Raw genomic sequence first — 17,182 nt, 5'->3', positions numbered from 1 at the left:
CCCCGTCAGCCGCGATCGGCGATGACGGGGCCTCTCGGCTGACGTTCTGCGGCGCGGACCGGTCAGACCGCCGCGCGGAGCAGGCCGAGCGAGCGGTTGATGCCGTCGACGTCGACGCTCGCGGGGTCGAACGCCGCCTCCGGGGCGAGCCCGAGGGCGTCGAGCGCCTCCGCGTGGTCGGCGGACGACGGATCGGTGGCGGCGCGGACCGTGTCGGCCCAGGCGGCCGGGCCGCCGGGGGCGTCGAGCGGAGCGGCTCCGCGCGCGCCCGTGCAGCGCGGCAGGGCGGCGCCCAGCGGCGACACCGACTCGAGGCGGATGACGTGGCGCCACTCGTCCTCGAGGTCGTAGACGTAGAACAGCTCGTCGCCGACGCTCTCGAGCACCTCGGCGAGCGCGACACCACCCTCGTCGACGAGGCCGGAGCCGAGCTCCTCCGCGTCGGCCGGCGAGCCGATCGGCGCCTGCTCCTCGTCGGGCACGCCGACGCTGAAGTAGTGCGGCTGCGCGTCGGTCCAGCCGAGCGAGAGCTGCAGGGCGAGGTGCAGATCGCGCAGCGACGACTCCGAGGACAGCTCGAGCCGACGCCAGACGACCGGCTTCGTACCGAGCAGCGAGACGTGCAGGGCGTAGGCGGAGTCGGTGTCCTCCGTCGCCTCGTCGAGGATCTCGAGGCGGGTGGCGTCGCGGGCGCCGAGCAGCACGATGCTCGCGCGGACGACCGAGGCGAGGACCGGCTGCAGGCCCTCGGGGAGCACGTAGCCGAACTCGGGCGAGTGCAGCAGCAGGCCGAGCTCGGCGGCGTCGTCGAGCATCCGCTCGGCCGCGCCGACCATCCGCTCGCGCTCGTCCAGGGCGTCCTCGAGCGAGACGTCGAGCTCGGCGGCGAGCTCGTCGACCAGCTCGCCGACGACGAGGCCCTCGTGGATCTGCGCCTGGCAGGCGACCGCGATCCGGGCCAGGACGGCGTCGGTGGTGGTAATCGCGCGCTCGCGCGGCGAGAACGCGCCGTTCTCGGTGTCGGCGGCGGCGAGCGCCTCCTGCGCGCTGACGAGCCAGAGCTCGATGAAGCGGGCGATGTAGGCGATGCGCTCGACCGTGGCCTCGCGCGCCTCGGAGCTGCGCCAGGCCGGCGCGGCGTCACCGAGGCCCGCGGTGGAGCCGTCGGCGTCGAGCACGTCGGAGGCGACCAGCGCGTCCCACCAGGCGGAGACCGGGATGCGGACGGCGTCGTCGCTCGGCGACGAGCCGGCGGAGGCGACACCGGCCTCGACCACGATCTCGCGGGCGGCGCGCTCGGAGATCGTCGCTCCGTCGGTGGCGGCGAGGTGCTCGACGACGACGTCGGCGGCGTGCACGAGGGCGGTGGCGCGGGCGGCGGAGAGCATCTCGGCGTCCGGGATCTCCTCGACCTCGAGCAGGTCGTCGAGGACGGCCTCGACGAAGGAGCCGGCGAGGTCGAGGACCTCGTCGAGCACGGCCTGGCACTCGTCGAGCTCCTCGTCGGTGCCGGTCCAGAGGTCCTCGTCGGTGAGGAAGTCGAGGAAGTGCTCGACGACCTCGGCGACGGTGAAGAGGGTGTCGTCCAGGTCGGCCTCGCTCTCCTCGCCGGAGAGGTCGGCCTCGATCTGGTCGAAGACGGCCTCGAGGAGCTCGGCGTCCGGCTGGGCGAACGAGCCGCGCGGGCGGAGGTCGCGGGTCATGGCGAAGAGGTCGGTGAGGACCTCCACGGCCTCGTCGACGTCGAGGTGCTCGTGCAGGACGGCGACGTCGGCGAGGTGCGACCGGTACCAGCTGCGGAACCGCACCATCAGCGCGGTCTCGGCCGTGCGGCCGCCGCCCTGGCCGCCGGAGCCGCCGGAGCGCCCGTTCCCGGATCGTCCCTGATTGCGCTTCTTGCCCATCGTTCCTCCGCGACCGCTCCCCCTCGACGACGGAGCAGTACAGCCTACCCAGTGCGGGCGAGCCGGGTCACGCTCGAGGGGACTCCAGTGATGAACGCCTCGGGAACTCGATGCGGCGGGCCGACCAGCCCGCTCGCAGTGCCGGAGCTGGGATCAGCCGCGCGTTGACAGCGGGCCCACGTCCTGCCTGACTGGCCTCGACACGAGGAGGCGCTCATGGCGGGGATCACCGCATTCGACCACGTCGGCGTGACGGTGCACGATCTCGAGACGGCGACCGCGTTCTTCGTCGGGCTGGGCCTCGTGCTCGAGGGCCGGGCGCCCGTGGAGGGCGAGTTCCTCGACACGGTGGTCGGCATGCAGGACGCCCGGACCGACATCGTGATGCTGCGGCCGCCCGGCGGCGGGACCGCCGTCGAGCTCTCGCGGTTCGTCCGGCCCGCACCGCGGCCCGTCCCCGCCCCCGTCGAGGCGGACGAGCCGGGTCTCCGGAGTCTCGCCTTCGTCGTCGACGACCTCGCCGCCGTCCTCGAGCGGCTCGCAGGCGACGGGTACGGGCTGGTCGGCGGTGTCGGCGAGTACGAGGGGGCCTGGCGGATGGCGTACGTCCGCGGACCGGAGGGCGTCATCGTCGCGCTCAGTGAGCGGCTGGCCTGAGGCACGACCCTCCTCCGCCCGGATCGATCCGTCGCGAAGGGCTGTCCCGCCCGCTTCGATCCGTCGCGGACGGCTCTCCTGTGCACTCGGGCGAGTGCTTCTCCGCCGGATCGATCGGTGCCTCGGCAGTGCGGCTGCGCGCGGGTCGGCGTAGCGTCGGGCCATGGGTGCATGGAGTGGAGAGCCGTTCGGCAACGACACGGCGAGCGACTGGGTCTACGAGCTCGACGAGGCCGGCGACTGGCAGTACGTCCGCGAGGCGCTGGACGCCGCCGTCGCGCCGACGCAGGTGGACGCGGATGCGGCGACTCTCGCGATCGCCGCCGCCGAGGTGGTCGCGCGCGGGCTCGGCCGGGAGGGCGGTCCGCACGCCGAGACGATCGCGCACTTCGTGCAGCGGGCCGGGCGTCCCGACGACGAGCTCGTCGCGCTCGCCCTCGTCGCGCTGGCCGCCGCCGACTCCCCCGGCAGCGAGCTCACCGAGCTCTGGGAGGAGGCCGACCCGGAGGAGTGGCGGGAGGCCAACGACGCGGTGCGGAGCGTGCTCGAGGAGGCCTGATCGCGAGTGCCTCCCCCGCGGGCGGGCGACGCGCCACTCGCGCCGCACTAGCGTGGCGGGGAACGGCCTGAGCAGGCCGCAACGAGAGCGACGAGGGGCCACGATGCCGGACTTCACCACGGACGACGGGGTCCGGCTGAGCTGGACCGAGCAGGGCGACCCGGCCGGTCGGCCGGTGGTGCTGATCGCCGGATTCAAGGCGCCGGCGACGAGCTGGAAGCCGCAGCAGGGGCCGCTCGCGGAGGCCGGCTACCGGGTGATCTCGTTCGACCGGCGCGGGCACGGGCTGTCCGAGCGGACGGAGGCCGGCGCGACGATGCTCCGGCACGGCGCGGATCTCGCGCAGCTGCTGCGCCACCTGGATCTGCGCGGCGCGGCGCTGGTCGGCGGGTCGATGGGCGGGAACTCGATCTGGGCGTTCCTGGCCGGCTCCGCAGCAGGTACGGCGGGAAGTGCCGACGAGAGCACCGACGGAAGCGCCGACGAGAGCACCGACGAGAGCCGCGTCGACCGCATCGTGATCGTCGACCAGACGCCGCGCATGCTCAACGGCGACGACTGGCCCTACGGCTTCTACGACTACACCGAGGCGAACCGCGACACCCTCTTCGCGACGACGATCCCGGATCCCGGGCGCTGGAGCATCGCCTCGAAGGGGCCGGTGCGGATCGCGCGGCTGCTGAAGGCGCTCGGCGGCGGCGAGCGCCGGGAGCTGACGGAGACCGAGCGGCGGCTGCTGAACGACCACGCGAAGGCGGACTGGCGGCCGGTGATCGCGCGGACGAGCGTGCCGGTGCTCTTCGTCGCCGGGCGCGAGAGCGAGTTCTGGCCGGCCGAGCACGCGGCGGCCGCGGCCTCGCTCGCCCCGCGCGGCGACTCCCTCGTGATCGAGAAGGACGGCCACGCGGCGAACATCGAGCAGCCGAAGGTCTTCACCGAGGCGCTGCTGGAGTTCCTGGCGCGCTGATCCCGGGAGAACCGAGAGCGGCGCTTCAGCCCGGAAACGCCTTGCCAGGGTTGAGCACGCCGAGCGGATCGAGCGCGTCCTTGATCGAGCGGTGCATGCCGAGCACGCGCGGGCCGAGCTCGTCGGCCGCTCCCGGCAGCTTCAGCAGCCCCACGCCGTGCTCGCCGGTGACGGTGCCGCCGAGGTCGAGGCAGTCCTCGACGATGCGGTCGAAGGCGCTCTTCGCGCGGGCCTTCGCGGCGTCGTCGCCCTCGGGCGCGATGATCAGCGGGTGCAGGTTGCCGTCGCCGGCGTGCGCGATGGTCGCGATGACCACGTCGTGGTCGGCGGCGGCCGAGCGGATGCGGGCGAGCATCTCCGGGACCGCGCGGCGCGGCACGCAGACGTCCTCGGTGAGCACCGGCCCGAGGCGCTCCAGCGCCGGATAGGCGAGGCGGCGGGCGAGGAAGAGCCGGTCGACCTCGGCCTGGTCGGTGGCCTGCTCGACCGAGAGCGCGCGGGCGCCGGCCATCAGCGCCTCGACGCGGTCGGCGGCGGTGCGGCCCGCCTCCCCCGGCTCGTCGACCTTAGCCAGCAGCAGCGTGTCGACGCCGTGCGGCAGCCCGAGGTGCTGCCAGTCGTCGACGGCGCGCAGGCAGGTGCTGTCGATGATCTCGAGGGCGGAGGGGATGATTCCGGCGGCCGAGATCGCGGCGACCGCGACTCCGGCGTCCTCGAGCGAGCCGAAGGAGCCGACGATCGCGCGCTGCTCACGGCCCGCGAGCGGGAGCAGGCGGAGCGTCAGCTCGACGATGATGCCGAGTGTGCCCTCCGAGCCGACCATCAGGCCGGTGAGGTCGTAGCCGACGACGCCCTTCGCGGTGCGGCGGCCGAGGCTGACGAGCGAACCGTCGGCGAGGACGACCTTCATCCCGAGGACGTAGTCGCGGGTGACGCCGTACTTCACGCAGCAGATGCCGCCGGCGTTGGTGGCGGCGTTGCCGCCGATGGTCGAGATGGCGGAGCTGGCCGGGTCCGGCGGGTACCAGAGTCCGGCCTCTGCGACCGCCGCCCGCAGCGCGTCGTTGATCACGCCGGGCTGGGCGACGACGAAGCGCTCGTCGGCGTCGATCTCGAGGACGGCGTCCATCCGCTCGAGTGAGACGACGAGGCAGCCGGCGAGCGCGTTGGCGCCGCCGGAGAGGCCGGTGCCGGCTCCGCGCGGGACGACGCTCAGACCCGCGCGGGCGGCGACGCGGACGGCGTGCGCCACGTCCTCCGCGCTCTCGGCGAGGACGACCGCCAGCGGCAGCCCGGAGGGCGCCCACTCGGCGTCGTCGTGGCGGTAGGCCTCGAGGACGTCGTGGTCGGTGAGGACGCGGTCGCCGAGCAGCGCGCGCAGATCGGCGAGCACGCGGTCCCCGGCCGGTGGCCCGTCCTGGGTCCGCTCGTGATCCTGGGTCTGCATCGGCACCGTCTCCACGACGGACGAACCTACACCCGGCGCCTGCGGGACCCGCAGTTGCCCCCGGCCGCGCAGCATCGCGGTCACCGCTTCACGCAGGTCCCGGGAGAGCGCGGATCGCCGCGATCGCTCGCCGGAGGCTCTGACTGCGCTCAGCGGCGTCGCGGGCGTTCCAGCGCTCGCCGGCGAAGGCGTTCATGTGTGCGACGAAGAGAGGTCCTGCTCCACCGGCGACGGAGACCACTTCCGAGCGGATCGCCCGCGACCTGGATTCGGAGCACAGGGAGAGAAGGGTCCGCTTGGCGTGAGGGAACGCTTCCGGATCGGCAGGGACGCGACCGCGTGGAACCGCGAAGTAGTGGGCGAACGCGTCCGTGTCCGAGAGCAGCCACGCCTCTGACATCGAGTGAGCGATGCGCAGACAGAACGCCTCGTTCGGAGCGGCGATCGTCGCGGTCAGCTCCTGTCGAAGTGACACCGGACAGGCCGCGTCGGAGTCGCGGAACACCACCCAGGGATGTTGGACGGCGGCGAGGTTGTACTTCGGAATGAGCGGATCGAGGCGGGATTTCCCTCCCGCGACTCGGATCAGCCCTACCGACCGGCCCGCAGCACGGACGACGGCGCTCGCGACTCCCCGGTCGGACTCGCCCTCGACCGCCACGTTGACCATCAGCGCCTCTTGCCCTGGCCCGCAGCCACCAGGCCCGTGAGGTCCTGCGGAGCGATGAGGCTGTTCACGGTGTCGGACGTGGGGAGATCCGCCTCCACCTCTCCCCTGACCTCCTCGATCGTGGAGAGCAGCTGCGCGACGGTTCCATCCCGGGTCACTCGGAGGACGAGGACCTCCGAGGCTCCGACTCCTTCGTCGTCGAGCAACTCCGGAGCATGGGTCGACAGGACGACCTGCAGCGCGCGATCCCTCTGCGTCGCGGCCAGAACCGTCGGAAGAGTCCGCACGATCGCCGAATTCAGAGAAAGTTCCGGTTCTTCCAGGAGCAGGACTCCGCCGTTGGACGGCGCGCTTATCAGGGTCCACAGCAGGCCGATGAGGCGCAGAGTGCCGTCTGAGAAGTCGGCCTCGCTCTGCCGAGCGGGAGTCTCCCGCCAGTTCTGGTAACCGGCGATCAGATGCGGGCGGCCCGCGGAGTCGACTTCCAGCTTCAGCGACTGGAACTCCGGAACGGCCGCGCGCAACGCCGTCTCCATGCGCCGGAGCCAGGCGTTCCGCGTGCCGGTCGTGACCGCGTTCATCTGCGCGATGAAGTCGCCGCCGTACGGGTCCCCGGGGGCCAGCCCGTTGCGGGAGGGATCGCGGATGATCTGCGGGACCAGATGGAAGTACTGGACCTTCGCGAAGTAATCGGCCAGCACCCGGAAGCTCTGGTTGGCCGCGATCTGCTCCAGATGGGTCTGCGTGAGCCGGACGGTGTCGGACCTGTCCTCGGGATCCGGACGCTGGAGGACGACGTCCCCGTTCTTCTCGACCAGTTCCTCGTCGACGATGGGCCGGTTGAAGCCGCCCTTCTCACCGCGGATGGACAGCCGGTAGCGCCACTGGTCCTCGCCATCGGAGAGCTGCAGATCGACGACCAGCCTGCCGCCCTGGTTGTTGCGCGCGAAGAGGCTTCTGACCTTGCTGATGCCGCCTCGGCGCTCGATCGCCGAAGCGAGTCCGCCGCCGGCCGCGGCGATGTCTCCGAGGAAACGGAAGAGGTCGAGGAGGTTGGACTTGCCGGACGCATTGGGGCCGACGACGAAGAGCCTGTTCTCGACCGGGAAGTCGAGATTCTTGAAGTTCCGCCAATTGCTCGCCCTCACGTGGGTGATCCGCACGGCGACCCCTCTTCCTGCTGTCGTCCTCAACTGCGGATCAGCCTAGGGGAACCGGTCCGCACGGTCGCCTGGCGGCGCTTCCACGCACGCCGCAGAGCGGGAAGTCTGGAGTGGAGCTCGGCCGAGCGATCGGTGACGGCGCCTCGGAGCGCCCGAGCGCGACCTCCGGAGGCCCGGGCACGGTGGGCGAGTGCGTGTTTCGATCATGAGAAATCCCGCAGCGATCTTGCGGCGGGGGTTGCGCCTGGGCCCGGTTCTCGTTGGAATCGCCGGATGACCGAAACGACGAACGCCGCCGCCAGTGCCCCCGCGAAGGGCGGAGGGTCGCTGAAGAAGGTCATCACCGGCCCGCTGCTCTTCGCCTTCATCGTCGGCGACACGCTCGGCGCCGGCATCTACACGCTGGTCGGCACGATGGCCGCGGACGTCGGCGGCGTCATCTGGCTGCCGCTGCTGATCGCGCTCGTCATCGCGCTGCTGACGGCCGGCACCTACGCCGAGCTGATCACCAAGTACCCGCACGCCGGCGGCGCCGCCCGCTACGTGGACCGGGCGTTCGGCAAGCCGTACCTGTCGTTCCTGGTCGGCTTCCTGATGATGGCCTCCGGGATCACCACCGCCGCCTCGCTCGCCAACGCGTTCGCCGGCGACTACCTCGGTGCGCTGCTCGACGTGCCGCCCGTGCCGACCGCGATCGTCTTCATCGCGGTGCTCACGCTGATCAACCTGCGCGGGGTGAAGGAGTCGCTGACCGCGAACCTGGTCGCCTCGGTGATCGAGGTCAGCGGACTCGTGATCGTGATCGTCTGCGCGGCGATCTTCTTCGGCGGCGGCAACGGCGACGCCGGCCGCGTCCTGGAGTTCAACCCGGAGGTCGCGCCGCTGCAGGGCGCGTTCGCCGCTTCCATCGTCGCCTTCTTCTCCTTCCTCGGCTTCGAGGCCGCGGCGAACATGGCCGAGGAGGTGCGCAATCCCTCGAAGGTCTACCCGCGGGCGCTGTTCGGCGCGCTGATCACCGCCGCCGTGGTCTATCTGCTGATCGCCCTCGGCGCCGTGATCGTGCTGCCGAACGAGGAGCTCGCGGAGTCGACCGGCCCGCTGCTCGACGTGGTCGCGGCCAGCGGAGTGGCGGTGCCGCCGTGGCTGTTCGGCCTGATCGCGCTCATCGCGATCGCGAACGGCGCGCTGCTGTTCATGGTGATGGCGAGCCGGGTCGGGTTCGGCCTGGCGTCCTCCGGTCTGCTGCCCAGCGCCTTCGGCCGCGTGCTGCCGAACCGCCGTACCCCGTGGGTCTCGATCGTCGTCGTCGGCGGCGTGACCATGCTGCTCAGCCTGATCGGCGACGTCGGCACGCTGGCCGAGACGACCGTGCTCCTGCTGCTCCTGGTCTTCATCTCGGCGAACATCTCGGTGCTGGTGCTGAAGAAGGACCGCGTCGACCACCCGCACTTCTCGGTGCCGCGGGTCGTTCCGATCCTCGCGATCATCGCGAGCGTCGTGCTGCTGACGCAGCAGACCGGCGTGGTCTGGCTCGGGACCGCGGGCTACGTGGTCGTCGGGACGCTGCTGTTCCTGGCCACGCGCTTCGGCAAGAAGAAGCACGCGGAGCAGGTCGAGGCGGCGGAGAGCGAGGGCGCGGACCGCTCCTGATCGTCCTCCTCGGAGATGCCGTGCCTCAGAGCAGAGGCGTGGACTCTCACGCCGCGGCGGAGGCGAGCGCCTCCCGGACGACCTCGGAGCGGGTCTTGTGCTCTCTCGCGGCACGCTCGTCGAGCGCGGCGAGCTCCTCGATCGTCAGCCGTACCGCGACGACCTGCGAGGGCTGCGCGCCCCGTCCCGGGCGTCCCCGTCCTCTCGCCTTGAGCGCATCGACGTCGTACCCGCGTTCCGCCTCGGCGGCCCAGGCTGCGATCTGCTCCTCCGTCACCGGTCGGCCGGCGATCGTCTCCTCATCGGTCATGCGGATTATCGTAATACGCAATGACTGGGTCGACGACGTCTCTGAACCATCCGGCGAGCAGCCTCCGACGACGCGGAGCGGACGTCTGCAGAGGTGATCTCCGCGTCGGCTGATGAGGTCAGCGCAGGTGTGGGACCGTGGGGCATGTCCGTCTCCCTCGCGCCGTTCCCGCCCGCCGAACTCGCCGATTGGATGTCCCTCCAGCGCGGGACGTACATCGAGGACCGGATGCGCGCGGGCGACGACGAGGCCGCCGCCGTGCGGAACGCGGACGCTAACGACGAGCGACTCTTCCCGGGCGGCGTCCTCGCCCGGGGCCACGACGTGCTGCGGGTCCTCGGCGACGGGCGTCCGGTCGGCGTGCTCTGGGTCGGCCCCCACCCGCAGGAGCTCGAGGGCGTCGCCTACATCTGGGACGTCGAGGTCGACCCGTCCGAGCGCGGCCGCGGGTTCGGCCGCGCGGCGATGCTCCTGGCGGAGGAGCACGCCCGTTCGCGCGGCTACCGGGCGCTCGCGCTCAACGTCTTCGGCTTCAACACGACGGCGCGGGGACTGTACGAGTCGCTCGGCTACGAGCCGACGTCGATCCAGATGCGCAAGGAGCTCGGCGCCGCGGAGGAGTGACTCACTTCGTTGCGTTCGGGTGCCGGGTGTGCACCTGCTCGAGGAACACCGTCCGGCCCACCACGAAGAACCGGAGGCGCGCGTCGCCCTGCCGCGTCGGCTTGTGCTGCCAGCGCTCGTGGACGTCAGCACCCTTCGTCACGGTGCCGAGCTCGCCCCGCAACCGGTAGTTCGACGGGGTCGTCTCTGTCGGCGTTCTCGTCAGGAAGTCCCACGCCTCCGCCAGGGCGTTCCGGCTGGTGGCGCAGAGGTCGGTCCAGCCCTTCTGCGCCTGCAGCGTGGCGAAGCGGATCTCGTACTCCGACTTCTTGAGAGGCCGCTCGACGCGGCTGTCCCTCGCCACGGCTACGGACGCTCGACGACGATGCCGGTCTCGAGCCAGTCGACCGGCATGATCGCGAGTCCGTCGGCGATCGCCGTGGCCGACTCCCGCCAGGAGACCAGCTCGGCCGCGGCCAGGTGCGCGTGACCGGTGGCGAAGGACGCGCGCGCCGTCGACAGCAGATCCTTCGCGCACTGCTCCCGGTCCGAGCCGGACAGCGCGAGCATCCAGGGGAAGACCTGCGCCATCCGGTCGCCGAGCGTCCCCCGGTCGTCGGTCGACACCGCGATGAGCTGAGCAGCCAGCTGCAGCAGCTGCTCGCGCGAGTCCGCCTCGCGCTTGGACATCAGCACGAGGTCGTCCCCGTCGCGACGCGTGACGTCGACCGGCTGCTCCTCCGCCGCGGCGAAGACGGCGCGCGCGTTCCGGCTCAGCTCGGAGGACTGGAACGTCGGGATCGGGGTGGTCGCCATCTCTCGATCGTAGTTCAGAACGACTTCTGAATGAGCTGCGCGCGAGAGTCTTGATGCGCGAGCATCAGCCTCCTTCAGGCGTGTCAGGTTCAGCGGCGGCACCACCGTCATCGCGCCGCTGCCTTCCATGGCCCGATCTCCTGGTCGTCGACCAGCCCGCGCCGCCCTGCCTCCTCGACCAGGGCGGACCAGCGGTCGGGCGGCATCCGGTGCTCCATGTCCTCCAGCGCTCGCCGAACGGTCGTCGCCGGGACACCCTCGTAACGAGTGAGCTCGTGGTCGGAGAGGTCGGTCCGGTTCTGCAGATCCAGCCAGTCCGGCAGAGCCCGCCGAACCCGGCGGCGGGTGCCCACGCGCACCTTCGGCGGATTGAACTGCCCGAGTGTCAGCAGATCGAGCACGGACTCCCGGTGCAGGAACGCACCCTCCCCCGCGAGCGCGACGGCGATCATCGGCTGGGTGATCCGGGTCTTCAGCACGTCGCGGTGCGTGTACACGCCCTGGCCGTGCGCCCGGAGCGCACCACGAGCGGCGAGCTTCCGGACCTCGACGGCCGGAACGCCGGCATCCTCCGCCTCCGCGATCGTCACCACGCCGTGCCGCACGGCAGCCAACTCCCACAGGTCTCTGCGATATCCCATCTCGCCCCCCCCTCTGCCAAAAGCGTACCGAGATCAGGACTGTTTTGACCGTGGTCCGCGCGGTGAGGGTCATTCTGTCGTGCGCTGCGCGATGGGCAGCGAACGGAGTGGCGTCCTCGGCGGTCAGGGGCCGGACAACGTGACGGCGATCGTGCTGCTGGGGACGGCGGCGGCGGCGAGTGTCGCCGCGGCGCGGTCGGCGTCGCTCGTCAGGGTGACGGCGAGGTGGTCGGGGTCGGCGCGGAAGCCCGCGGTGGGGACGGCGGCCGAGATCGCGGTCCGGAGGCGCTGGGCGTCGTCGAGCCAGGGGCCCGGGGTGCCGGTGACGAGCAGCGAGCGGTCGGCGCTCTGGACGCTCACGTGCAGGGGCGGGGCGTCTGGGAGGAGCGCGGGGGCGTCGCGGGCGAGCGCGAAGGCGTCGTCGGCGGTCGCCTGCTCCGCCAGGAAGAGGCTCAGGCCGCTCACGCGGTCCTCGCTGTCGTCGGCGGCGAGGGCGAGGGACTCGACTCGCGGGTCGTCCCGGAGCGCGAGGGCCGCAGCGATCCGGCCGGACGTGAGGTCCTCGTCGCCGGACACGGGCAGGGTGAGGTCGTCGGCGTCGAGGAGGATCCGCACGTCGCCGGTGGGGCGCTTCGCGGCGAAGGCGGCCAACCTCTCGGCGAGGGACGTCACGTCGGCGTCGGAGAGGTCCTCGCGGGCGACGACCTCGGCGCTGACTCCGCCGGTGAACGGCATGTCCTCGACGGCCGCGAGCTCTAAGTCGGCGACCGCCTCGTCGCTGCCGAAGGTGCGCGCGAAATCGGCGCGGAAGGAGTCGCCGCTGCAGCCGGCCAGCAGGAGTACCGCCGTCAGGGCGAGGGCCGCGGCGCCCGCCCCGCGCCTCCGACCCCGCCTCATCGGGCCAGCGTACGTCGCAGCTGCGGAGCGCACCGGGAGTGGACGGATCGGCCTCCGCGTGCTCGGCGCACGAGGGGGCGCGTCGATCCGGCACGGAGGGTCGCGTGGGAGCCGTCGAGGCAGCCGTTGGTGACGGATCGATGCGGCGGTAGAGCGGGCGGGGCCGCACCCGCCGACAGGACGTCGGGCCGCCCGCGTCGAGGGCGGGCGGCCCCGGGACGTCAGCTCGTCGAGGGGACGGCGGTGGGATCGGCCGACGGGGCGGGCTCGGCGGCCGAGGTCGAGGCCACGCCCCGGCCGAAGGCCTGGCCCTGGAGGATGGCTCCGAGGTCGACGCCGGTCGCGGACTTGACGCTGTCGAACGTGGCCGACAGGCTCGCCGCCTGCTCGCGGGCGATGTGCGTGGCCGCGGTGTCGCCTCCGATCAGGGTGATGGTGCCGACGTTCTGGTAGCCCTTCGCGAACTCCGCCATCAGGGACGGCAGCTGGCCGATGAGCTCGCGGCCCAGGATCGCCTCCTGGTTCTCGCGGAGCGCCTCCGCCTCGGCCTGGATCGCGGCCGCGCTCGCCTCGCCCTTGGTGCGGATGGCCTCCGCCTCGGCGGAGGCGTTCGCGCGCAGGGCCTCGGCCTCGGCGCCGGCCTTGGCGCGCAGAGCGTGGGCCTCCGCCTCGGCGCGGGCGCTGACCGCCGCCGCCTCGGCCGCGGCGGACGCCTGACGGGCCTCCGCCTGGCGCTGGACGGCGTAGGCCTCGGCGTCGGACACCTGCTGCGCGACCTGGCGGTCGGTCTCGGCCTTCTTCGCTCGGCCGTAGGCGTCGGCGTCGGCCTCGGTCTGGCGCCGGTACTTCTCGGCGTCGGCCACGCGCTTGACGTCGGCGTCGAGCTCGGCCTGCCGGTTCTCGGCGCGCTGGACGAGGACGGCCTGCTCGCGCTCGGCGCGGGCCAGGTTCTCGGCCTGCTCGGCCTCGGCGTTGGCGCGGCCGACCTCGGACTTCGAGGCGGCGGTGTTCTTGTCGAAGGCGGTCTGCTCGATCAGGTTCGCCTCGTCGGTGGCGAGCTGACGGGCCTTGACCTCGCGGGCCGCGTTGATCCGGGCGACGTCGGCCTCGCGGCGGACGCGCTCGATCTCTTGAGCACCGAGCGCCTCGATGTAGCCGTTGCGGTCGGTGACGCCCTGGATGGCGAAGGAGTCGAGGACGAGTCCCTGGGCGAGCAGGTCGCCCTTGATGCCCTCGGCGATCTCGTCACCGAGCTTCTGGCGGTCCTGCATGACCTCCTCGACGCTGAGCTTCGCCACGACGCCGCGCAGCGCGCCCTCGAGCTGCTCGGTGGTGAAGACGTCGATCGACTGGTCCTGCGAGGCGAAGCGCTCGGCGGCGGCGCGCACCTGGTCGGGCGTGGAGCCGATCTTCACGAGGGCGACGCCCGCGAGGTGGATCGTGACGCCGTTCTTGGTCTGCGCGACCGGCTCCATCTTGATCTGCCGCGACCGCAGCGAGATGCGGTCGGAGCGCTGGGTCAGCTTGTTGACGAACGCGCCGCCGCCGGTGATGACGGTCATGTTCGAGGTCAGGCCGTCGTCGCCCTTCTGCTTCTTTCCGACGATCACGATGGCCTCGTCGGCCTGCGGGACCTGGTACCAGGCGCGGAAGATGAAGAAGCCGATGATGGCGAGCAGCAGCACGACACCGACGACGATGCCGGCGCCGACGACCCAGAGCAGATCAGAATTCATGGACGAGGGGCCCCCTTCTCGGAACCCGCGCGGGGCGGGTTTCTGAGCGATGTACAGGTTCATCGTGGCATGGACGGGGTTCCCGGGCGTCGGCCGGACGGCGGATGCGTGCTCGTTCGCGCGGGACGCGCGGAGGTGCCGGATGCACACCAGGACCGCGGTCGGGACGCCGGGCGACGAGCCGGATCGCAGCGGGAGGAGCTACAGCGGCGACGGACGCCGGGCGATGCTTCGACTCTCGCGAGCACTTCAGTGCTGGGGTACCTGGACTCGAACCAAGAACAACTGAACCAGAATCAGTCGTGTTGCCAATTACACCATACCCCAATGGTCATCCGGCGGTGAGGCCGGGACCAGGCGGCGGCCGGAGTGGAACTCGGCGCCGAGAGACGACAGTACCCTACGGACGCACGCCGCTCAAATCGGCTCCGCGATCGTGCACGGCGAGGGCCTCCGACTCGGGCGCGGCCTCGCCGAGGCGGGCGCGGACGAGGTCGCGGTTGATCGCCGAGGCGACCTGCGCGCCGGAGCCCGCGGCGACGATCAGCTGCTGCGGTCCGGGGGCGGTGACCTCGCCGGCGGCGTAGAGGCCGGGGACGGAGGTGCGGCCGCCCGCGTCGACGCGGAGGAAGCCCTCGGGGTCGACCTCGGGGCCGGCCGGGTCGAGGTAGTCGAGGACGGGGACCCAGACCGGGCGGACGAAGGCGCCGGTACGCGGGATCACATCGCCGTCGGCGAGGGCGACGCCGGTCATCACGGCGCGCTCCCCCACCAGGTCCGCGACGAGGCGGCGCTCGATGCGGATGCCGATCGAGTTCAGGAGCGACTCGTCGGTGTCGCTGACGACTCCGACGCCGTTGGTGAAGACGATGAGGTCGGTCGACCACTGCGAGAGGAGCATGGCGCGCTCGGCGAGGTCGGCGGTCTCGCCGATCAGGGCCAGCGGCTCGCCGGCCTTCTCGTAGCCGTCGCACTCCATGCAGCTGTGCACGGCGGTGCCGTAGTAGGCGCGGAGGCTAGGCAGCGTCGGGAGGCGCTCGGAGAGGCCGCCCGCGACGACGACCGCGGTCGCCAGCACCGAGCGGTCGGCCGAGCCGCGGACGCCCTTCGCGGTGACGACGAACTCGCCCCCGGAGCGCTCGACGGAGGTGACCATCGCGTTGTGCACCTCGGCCTCGTCGTACTGCTCGAGCTCGGCGCGGCCGAGGCGGCGCAGCTCGAGCGGCGAGACGCCGTCGCGGGTGAGGAAGCCGTGCGAGTGCAGGGTCGCCGCGTTGCGCGGCCGGTTGCTGTCGAGCAGCAGCACGCTGCGGCGCGCGCGGACGAGGTTCAGCCCCGCCGAGAGCCCCGCGGGACCGGCGCCGATGATGACGACGTCGTAGTGGCCGCCCTGCACCTCCGCCACGATCAGCTCCGGGTGTCGGCGAGGCGGGCGAGGCGGGCGATCGACTCGGACTTGCCGAGGATCTCCATCGACTCGAACAGCGGCGGCGAGACGCGGCGGCCCGAGATCGCGGTGCGCAGCGGCCCGTAGGCGATGCGGGGCTTGAGGCCCAGGCCCTCGATCAGCGCGCCGGCGAGCGCCTCCTGGATCGAGGCGGTCAGCCACTCCCCCTCGGGCACGAGCTCGAGGGCGCCGATCGACGCGGCGAGGACCTCGCCGGCGTTCGCGGGCAGGCCCTTCAGCGCGTCCTCGTCGTAGGAGAGGGCGTCGGCGGTGGTGAAGAGGAAGCCGAGCATGCCGGGCGCCTCGCCGAGCAGGCCGATGCGCTCCTGGACGAGCGGGGCGGCGGCGTCGAGGACGGCGCGCTGGTCGGCGGTCGGCTCGGTCTCGAGGACGCCGGCGGCGATCAGGTAGGGGATCGTCCGCTCGGTGAAGTCGTCGACCGCGAGCAGGCGGATGTGGTCGCCGTTGATCGACTCGGCCTTCTTGAGGTCGAAGCGCGCCGGGTTGGGGTTCACGTCGGCGACGTCGAAGGCGGCGATCATCTCGTCGATCGAGAAGACGTCGCGGTCGTGGGTGAGCGACCAGCCGAGCAGGGCGAGGTAGTTGACCAGGCCCTCGGGGATGAAGCCGCGGTCGCGGTGGTGGAAGAGGTTGGCGGAGGGGTCGCGCTTCGAGAGCTTCTTGTTGCCCTCGCCCATCACGTAGGGGAGGTGGCCGAAGCGCGGGACGAACGTGGTCAGTCCGATGTCGATCAGCGCGTGGTACAGCGCGATCTGGCGCGCGGTGGAGGGCAGGATGTCCTCGCCGCGGAGGACGTGGGTGATCTGCATCAGCGCGTCGTCGACCGGGTTCACCAGCGTGTAGAGCGGCTGGCCGTTGGGGCGGACGACGACGAAGTCGCTGAAGGAGCCGGCCGGGAAGGTGATCTCGCCGCGGACGAGGTCGTCGAAGGAGAGGTCGGCGTCCGGGACGCGCAGGCGCAGCGCCGGGCTCCGACCCTCGGCGCGGAAGGCGGCGCGCTGCTCCTCGGTGAGGTCGCGGTCGAAGTTGTCATAGCCGTGCTGCTTGGCGCGGCCGGCCGCCTCGTTGCGCGCGTCGATCTCCTCGGCGTTCGAGTAGCTCTCGTAGAGGTGGCCGGAGGCGAGCAGGCGCTGGATGACGTCGGTGTAGACGTCGCTGCGCTCGGACTGGCGGTACGGGCCGTGCGGGCCGCCGACGCCGACGCCCTCGTCCCAGTCGAGCTTCAGCCAGCGGAGCGCGTCGATGAGCTGCTCGTAGCTCTCCTCGCTGTCGCGGGCCGCGTCGGTGTCCTCGATCCGGAAGACGAAGGTGCCTCCGGTGTGCCGCGCGTAGGCCCAGTTGAACAGGGCGGTGCGGATGAGGCCGACGTGCGGCGTCCCGGTCGGGGACGGGCAGAAGCGGACGCGGACGTCGCTCCCGGTCGCGGTCGTGAACGGGTGCGCGTCGTGGGCGCGATCGGAGGGCGGGGTGAGCTCAGACATACGGGGCGATTCTAGCGGCGGGGCGGGGATCGGCGCCCGGACTGGACAGGGGGCCTGCTCGGGTGGACGTCCGGCTCGTGGAATCCCGTTCGGCACGCGGGAATCCGGGGATTCGGCGCGCCGAGGGTGGAATCGCGAGCCGGAGGTGGCGCAGGTGGACGTTCGGCACGCCGGAACTGCTCCGGCACGCGGCAAGTGGGTGATTCGGCGAGC

At 72.0% G+C, this 17,182-nt stretch carries 17 protein-coding genes and 1 tRNA gene; 5 read left to right on the top strand and 13 right to left on the bottom strand.

Annotation, left to right across the window (positions count from 1 at the left end; translation table 11 throughout):
* Positions 1-62 precede the first annotated feature (62 nt).
* Positions 63-1,904 carry a plasmid pRiA4b ORF-3 family protein gene (locus MT351_RS12770; RefSeq protein WP_243582355.1) on the bottom strand — a complete coding sequence of 614 codons (1,842 nt, stop codon included), beginning with the start codon at positions 1,902-1,904 and terminating at the stop codon, positions 63-65.
* Positions 1,905-2,120: 216 nt separating this feature from the next.
* On the opposite strand from MT351_RS12770, the gene MT351_RS12765 reads away from it, so the two are divergent.
* From MT351_RS12765 to MT351_RS12755, 3 genes are all read left to right on the top strand, one after another.
* On the top strand, positions 2,121-2,561 hold the full coding sequence (locus MT351_RS12765) for a VOC family protein (protein WP_243582354.1): 441 nt from the start codon (positions 2,121-2,123) through the stop codon (positions 2,559-2,561).
* A 163-nt stretch (positions 2,562-2,724) separates the two neighbouring features.
* Positions 2,725-3,120 (top strand): DUF4259 domain-containing protein, encoded by a 396-nt coding sequence (locus tag MT351_RS12760; protein WP_123737231.1) that lies wholly within the window; start codon positions 2,725-2,727, stop codon positions 3,118-3,120.
* Between the two features lie 103 nt (positions 3,121-3,223).
* Positions 3,224-4,087 carry an alpha/beta fold hydrolase gene (locus tag MT351_RS12755; RefSeq protein WP_123737232.1) on the top strand — a complete coding sequence of 288 codons (864 nt, stop codon included), beginning with the start codon at positions 3,224-3,226 and terminating at the stop codon, positions 4,085-4,087.
* Between the two features lie 25 nt (positions 4,088-4,112).
* On the opposite strand, the gene MT351_RS12750 is transcribed toward MT351_RS12755, so the two are convergent.
* The 3 genes from MT351_RS12750 to MT351_RS12740 form a co-directional block, all read right to left on the bottom strand.
* Entirely contained in the window at positions 4,113-5,534 is a 1,422-nt protein-coding gene (locus MT351_RS12750) for an FAD-binding oxidoreductase (protein ID WP_243582353.1), read from the bottom strand.
* A gap of 88 nt (positions 5,535-5,622) precedes the next feature.
* Positions 5,623-6,204, bottom strand: coding sequence for a hypothetical protein (locus MT351_RS12745; protein WP_243582352.1), 582 nt, complete (start codon positions 6,202-6,204; stop codon positions 5,623-5,625).
* Entirely contained in the window at positions 6,204-7,367 is a 1,164-nt protein-coding gene (locus MT351_RS12740) for an AAA family ATPase (RefSeq protein ID WP_243582351.1), read from the bottom strand. Before MT351_RS12740 ends, MT351_RS12745 begins: the two co-directional genes overlap by 1 nt.
* Positions 7,368-7,640: 273 nt before the next feature.
* On the opposite strand from MT351_RS12740, the gene MT351_RS12735 reads away from it, so the two are divergent.
* Positions 7,641-9,017 carry an APC family permease gene (locus MT351_RS12735; RefSeq protein WP_123737235.1) on the top strand — a complete coding sequence of 459 codons (1,377 nt, stop codon included), beginning with the start codon at positions 7,641-7,643 and terminating at the stop codon, positions 9,015-9,017.
* A gap of 46 nt (positions 9,018-9,063) precedes the next feature.
* Here the strand turns inward: MT351_RS12735 and MT351_RS12730 are convergent, their stop codons facing one another.
* Complete coding sequence (locus MT351_RS12730; protein ID WP_132438274.1) at positions 9,064-9,327, bottom strand: ribbon-helix-helix protein, CopG family; 264 nt, start codon at positions 9,325-9,327, stop codon at positions 9,064-9,066.
* Between the two features lie 144 nt (positions 9,328-9,471).
* Here MT351_RS12730 and MT351_RS12725 point away from each other — a divergent pair, with 144 nt between their 5' ends.
* On the top strand, positions 9,472-9,951 hold the full coding sequence (locus tag MT351_RS12725) for a GNAT family N-acetyltransferase (protein ID WP_243582350.1): 480 nt from the start codon (positions 9,472-9,474) through the stop codon (positions 9,949-9,951).
* A gap of 1 nt (position 9,952) precedes the next feature.
* Here MT351_RS12725 and MT351_RS12720 read toward each other — a convergent pair whose 3' ends face one another.
* From MT351_RS12720 to gltX, 8 genes are all read right to left on the bottom strand, one after another.
* Positions 9,953-10,294: a hypothetical protein gene (locus MT351_RS12720; protein WP_132438276.1), complete on the bottom strand. Its 342-nt coding sequence runs from the start codon at positions 10,292-10,294 to the stop codon at positions 9,953-9,955.
* Between the two features lie 2 nt (positions 10,295-10,296).
* Entirely contained in the window at positions 10,297-10,746 is a 450-nt protein-coding gene (locus tag MT351_RS12715) for a prevent-host-death protein (RefSeq protein WP_132438277.1), read from the bottom strand.
* A 107-nt stretch (positions 10,747-10,853) separates the two neighbouring features.
* A complete protein-coding gene (locus MT351_RS12710) occupies positions 10,854-11,387 on the bottom strand; it encodes a type IV toxin-antitoxin system AbiEi family antitoxin domain-containing protein (protein WP_243582349.1) in 534 nt (177 codons plus the stop codon).
* Positions 11,388-11,510: 123 nt separating this feature from the next.
* Positions 11,511-12,284 carry a hypothetical protein gene (locus tag MT351_RS12705; protein ID WP_243582348.1) on the bottom strand — a complete coding sequence of 258 codons (774 nt, stop codon included), beginning with the start codon at positions 12,282-12,284 and terminating at the stop codon, positions 11,511-11,513.
* A 221-nt stretch (positions 12,285-12,505) separates the two neighbouring features.
* Positions 12,506-14,020, bottom strand: coding sequence for an SPFH domain-containing protein (locus MT351_RS12700; protein WP_123737241.1), 1,515 nt, complete (start codon positions 14,018-14,020; stop codon positions 12,506-12,508).
* Between the two features lie 255 nt (positions 14,021-14,275).
* Positions 14,276-14,347 (bottom strand) — tRNA-Gln (locus MT351_RS12695).
* Positions 14,348-14,420: 73 nt separating this feature from the next.
* Entirely contained in the window at positions 14,421-15,416 is a 996-nt protein-coding gene (locus MT351_RS12690) for an NAD(P)/FAD-dependent oxidoreductase (protein WP_374204771.1), read from the bottom strand.
* An 11-nt stretch (positions 15,417-15,427) separates the two neighbouring features.
* Complete coding sequence (gene gltX, locus MT351_RS12685; protein WP_132438280.1) at positions 15,428-16,969, bottom strand: glutamate--tRNA ligase; 1,542 nt, start codon at positions 16,967-16,969, stop codon at positions 15,428-15,430.
* Between the last annotated feature and the right edge of the window lie 213 nt (positions 16,970-17,182).

The sequence above is a fragment of the Rathayibacter sp. VKM Ac-2926 genome, assembly GCF_022815565.1.
Classification (GTDB): domain Bacteria; phylum Actinomycetota; class Actinomycetes; order Actinomycetales; family Microbacteriaceae; genus Rathayibacter; species Rathayibacter festucae.
The sequence above is the reverse complement of the archived record's forward strand: the minus strand, read 5'-3'. Positions and strand labels throughout refer to the sequence as shown.

Excerpts from the sequence above, each read along its gene's own strand:
- gltX (WP_132438280.1), bottom strand. The coding sequence starts at position 16,969 with ATGTCTGAGCTCACCCCGCCCTCCGATCGCGCCCACGACGCGCACCCG.
- MT351_RS12745 (WP_243582352.1), bottom strand. The coding sequence starts at position 6,204 with ATGGTCAACGTGGCGGTCGAGGGCGAGTCCGACCGGGGAGTCGCGAGC.
- MT351_RS12755 (WP_123737232.1), top strand. The coding sequence starts at position 3,224 with ATGCCGGACTTCACCACGGACGACGGGGTCCGGCTGAGCTGGACCGAG.
- MT351_RS12715 (WP_132438277.1), bottom strand. The coding sequence starts at position 10,746 with ATGGCGACCACCCCGATCCCGACGTTCCAGTCCTCCGAGCTGAGCCGG.
- MT351_RS12725 (WP_243582350.1), top strand. The coding sequence starts at position 9,472 with ATGTCCGTCTCCCTCGCGCCGTTCCCGCCCGCCGAACTCGCCGATTGG.
- MT351_RS12770 (WP_243582355.1), bottom strand. The coding sequence starts at position 1,904 with ATGGGCAAGAAGCGCAATCAGGGACGATCCGGGAACGGGCGCTCCGGC.
- MT351_RS12710 (WP_243582349.1), bottom strand. The coding sequence starts at position 11,387 with ATGGGATATCGCAGAGACCTGTGGGAGTTGGCTGCCGTGCGGCACGGC.
- MT351_RS12705 (WP_243582348.1), bottom strand. The coding sequence starts at position 12,284 with ATGAGGCGGGGTCGGAGGCGCGGGGCGGGCGCCGCGGCCCTCGCCCTG.
- MT351_RS12735 (WP_123737235.1), top strand. The coding sequence starts at position 7,641 with ATGACCGAAACGACGAACGCCGCCGCCAGTGCCCCCGCGAAGGGCGGA.
- MT351_RS12750 (WP_243582353.1), bottom strand. The coding sequence starts at position 5,534 with ATGCAGACCCAGGATCACGAGCGGACCCAGGACGGGCCACCGGCCGGG.
- MT351_RS12730 (WP_132438274.1), bottom strand. The coding sequence starts at position 9,327 with ATGACCGATGAGGAGACGATCGCCGGCCGACCGGTGACGGAGGAGCAG.
- MT351_RS12700 (WP_123737241.1), bottom strand. The coding sequence starts at position 14,020 with ATGAATTCTGATCTGCTCTGGGTCGTCGGCGCCGGCATCGTCGTCGGT.
- MT351_RS12760 (WP_123737231.1), top strand. The coding sequence starts at position 2,725 with ATGGGTGCATGGAGTGGAGAGCCGTTCGGCAACGACACGGCGAGCGAC.
- MT351_RS12765 (WP_243582354.1), top strand. The coding sequence starts at position 2,121 with ATGGCGGGGATCACCGCATTCGACCACGTCGGCGTGACGGTGCACGAT.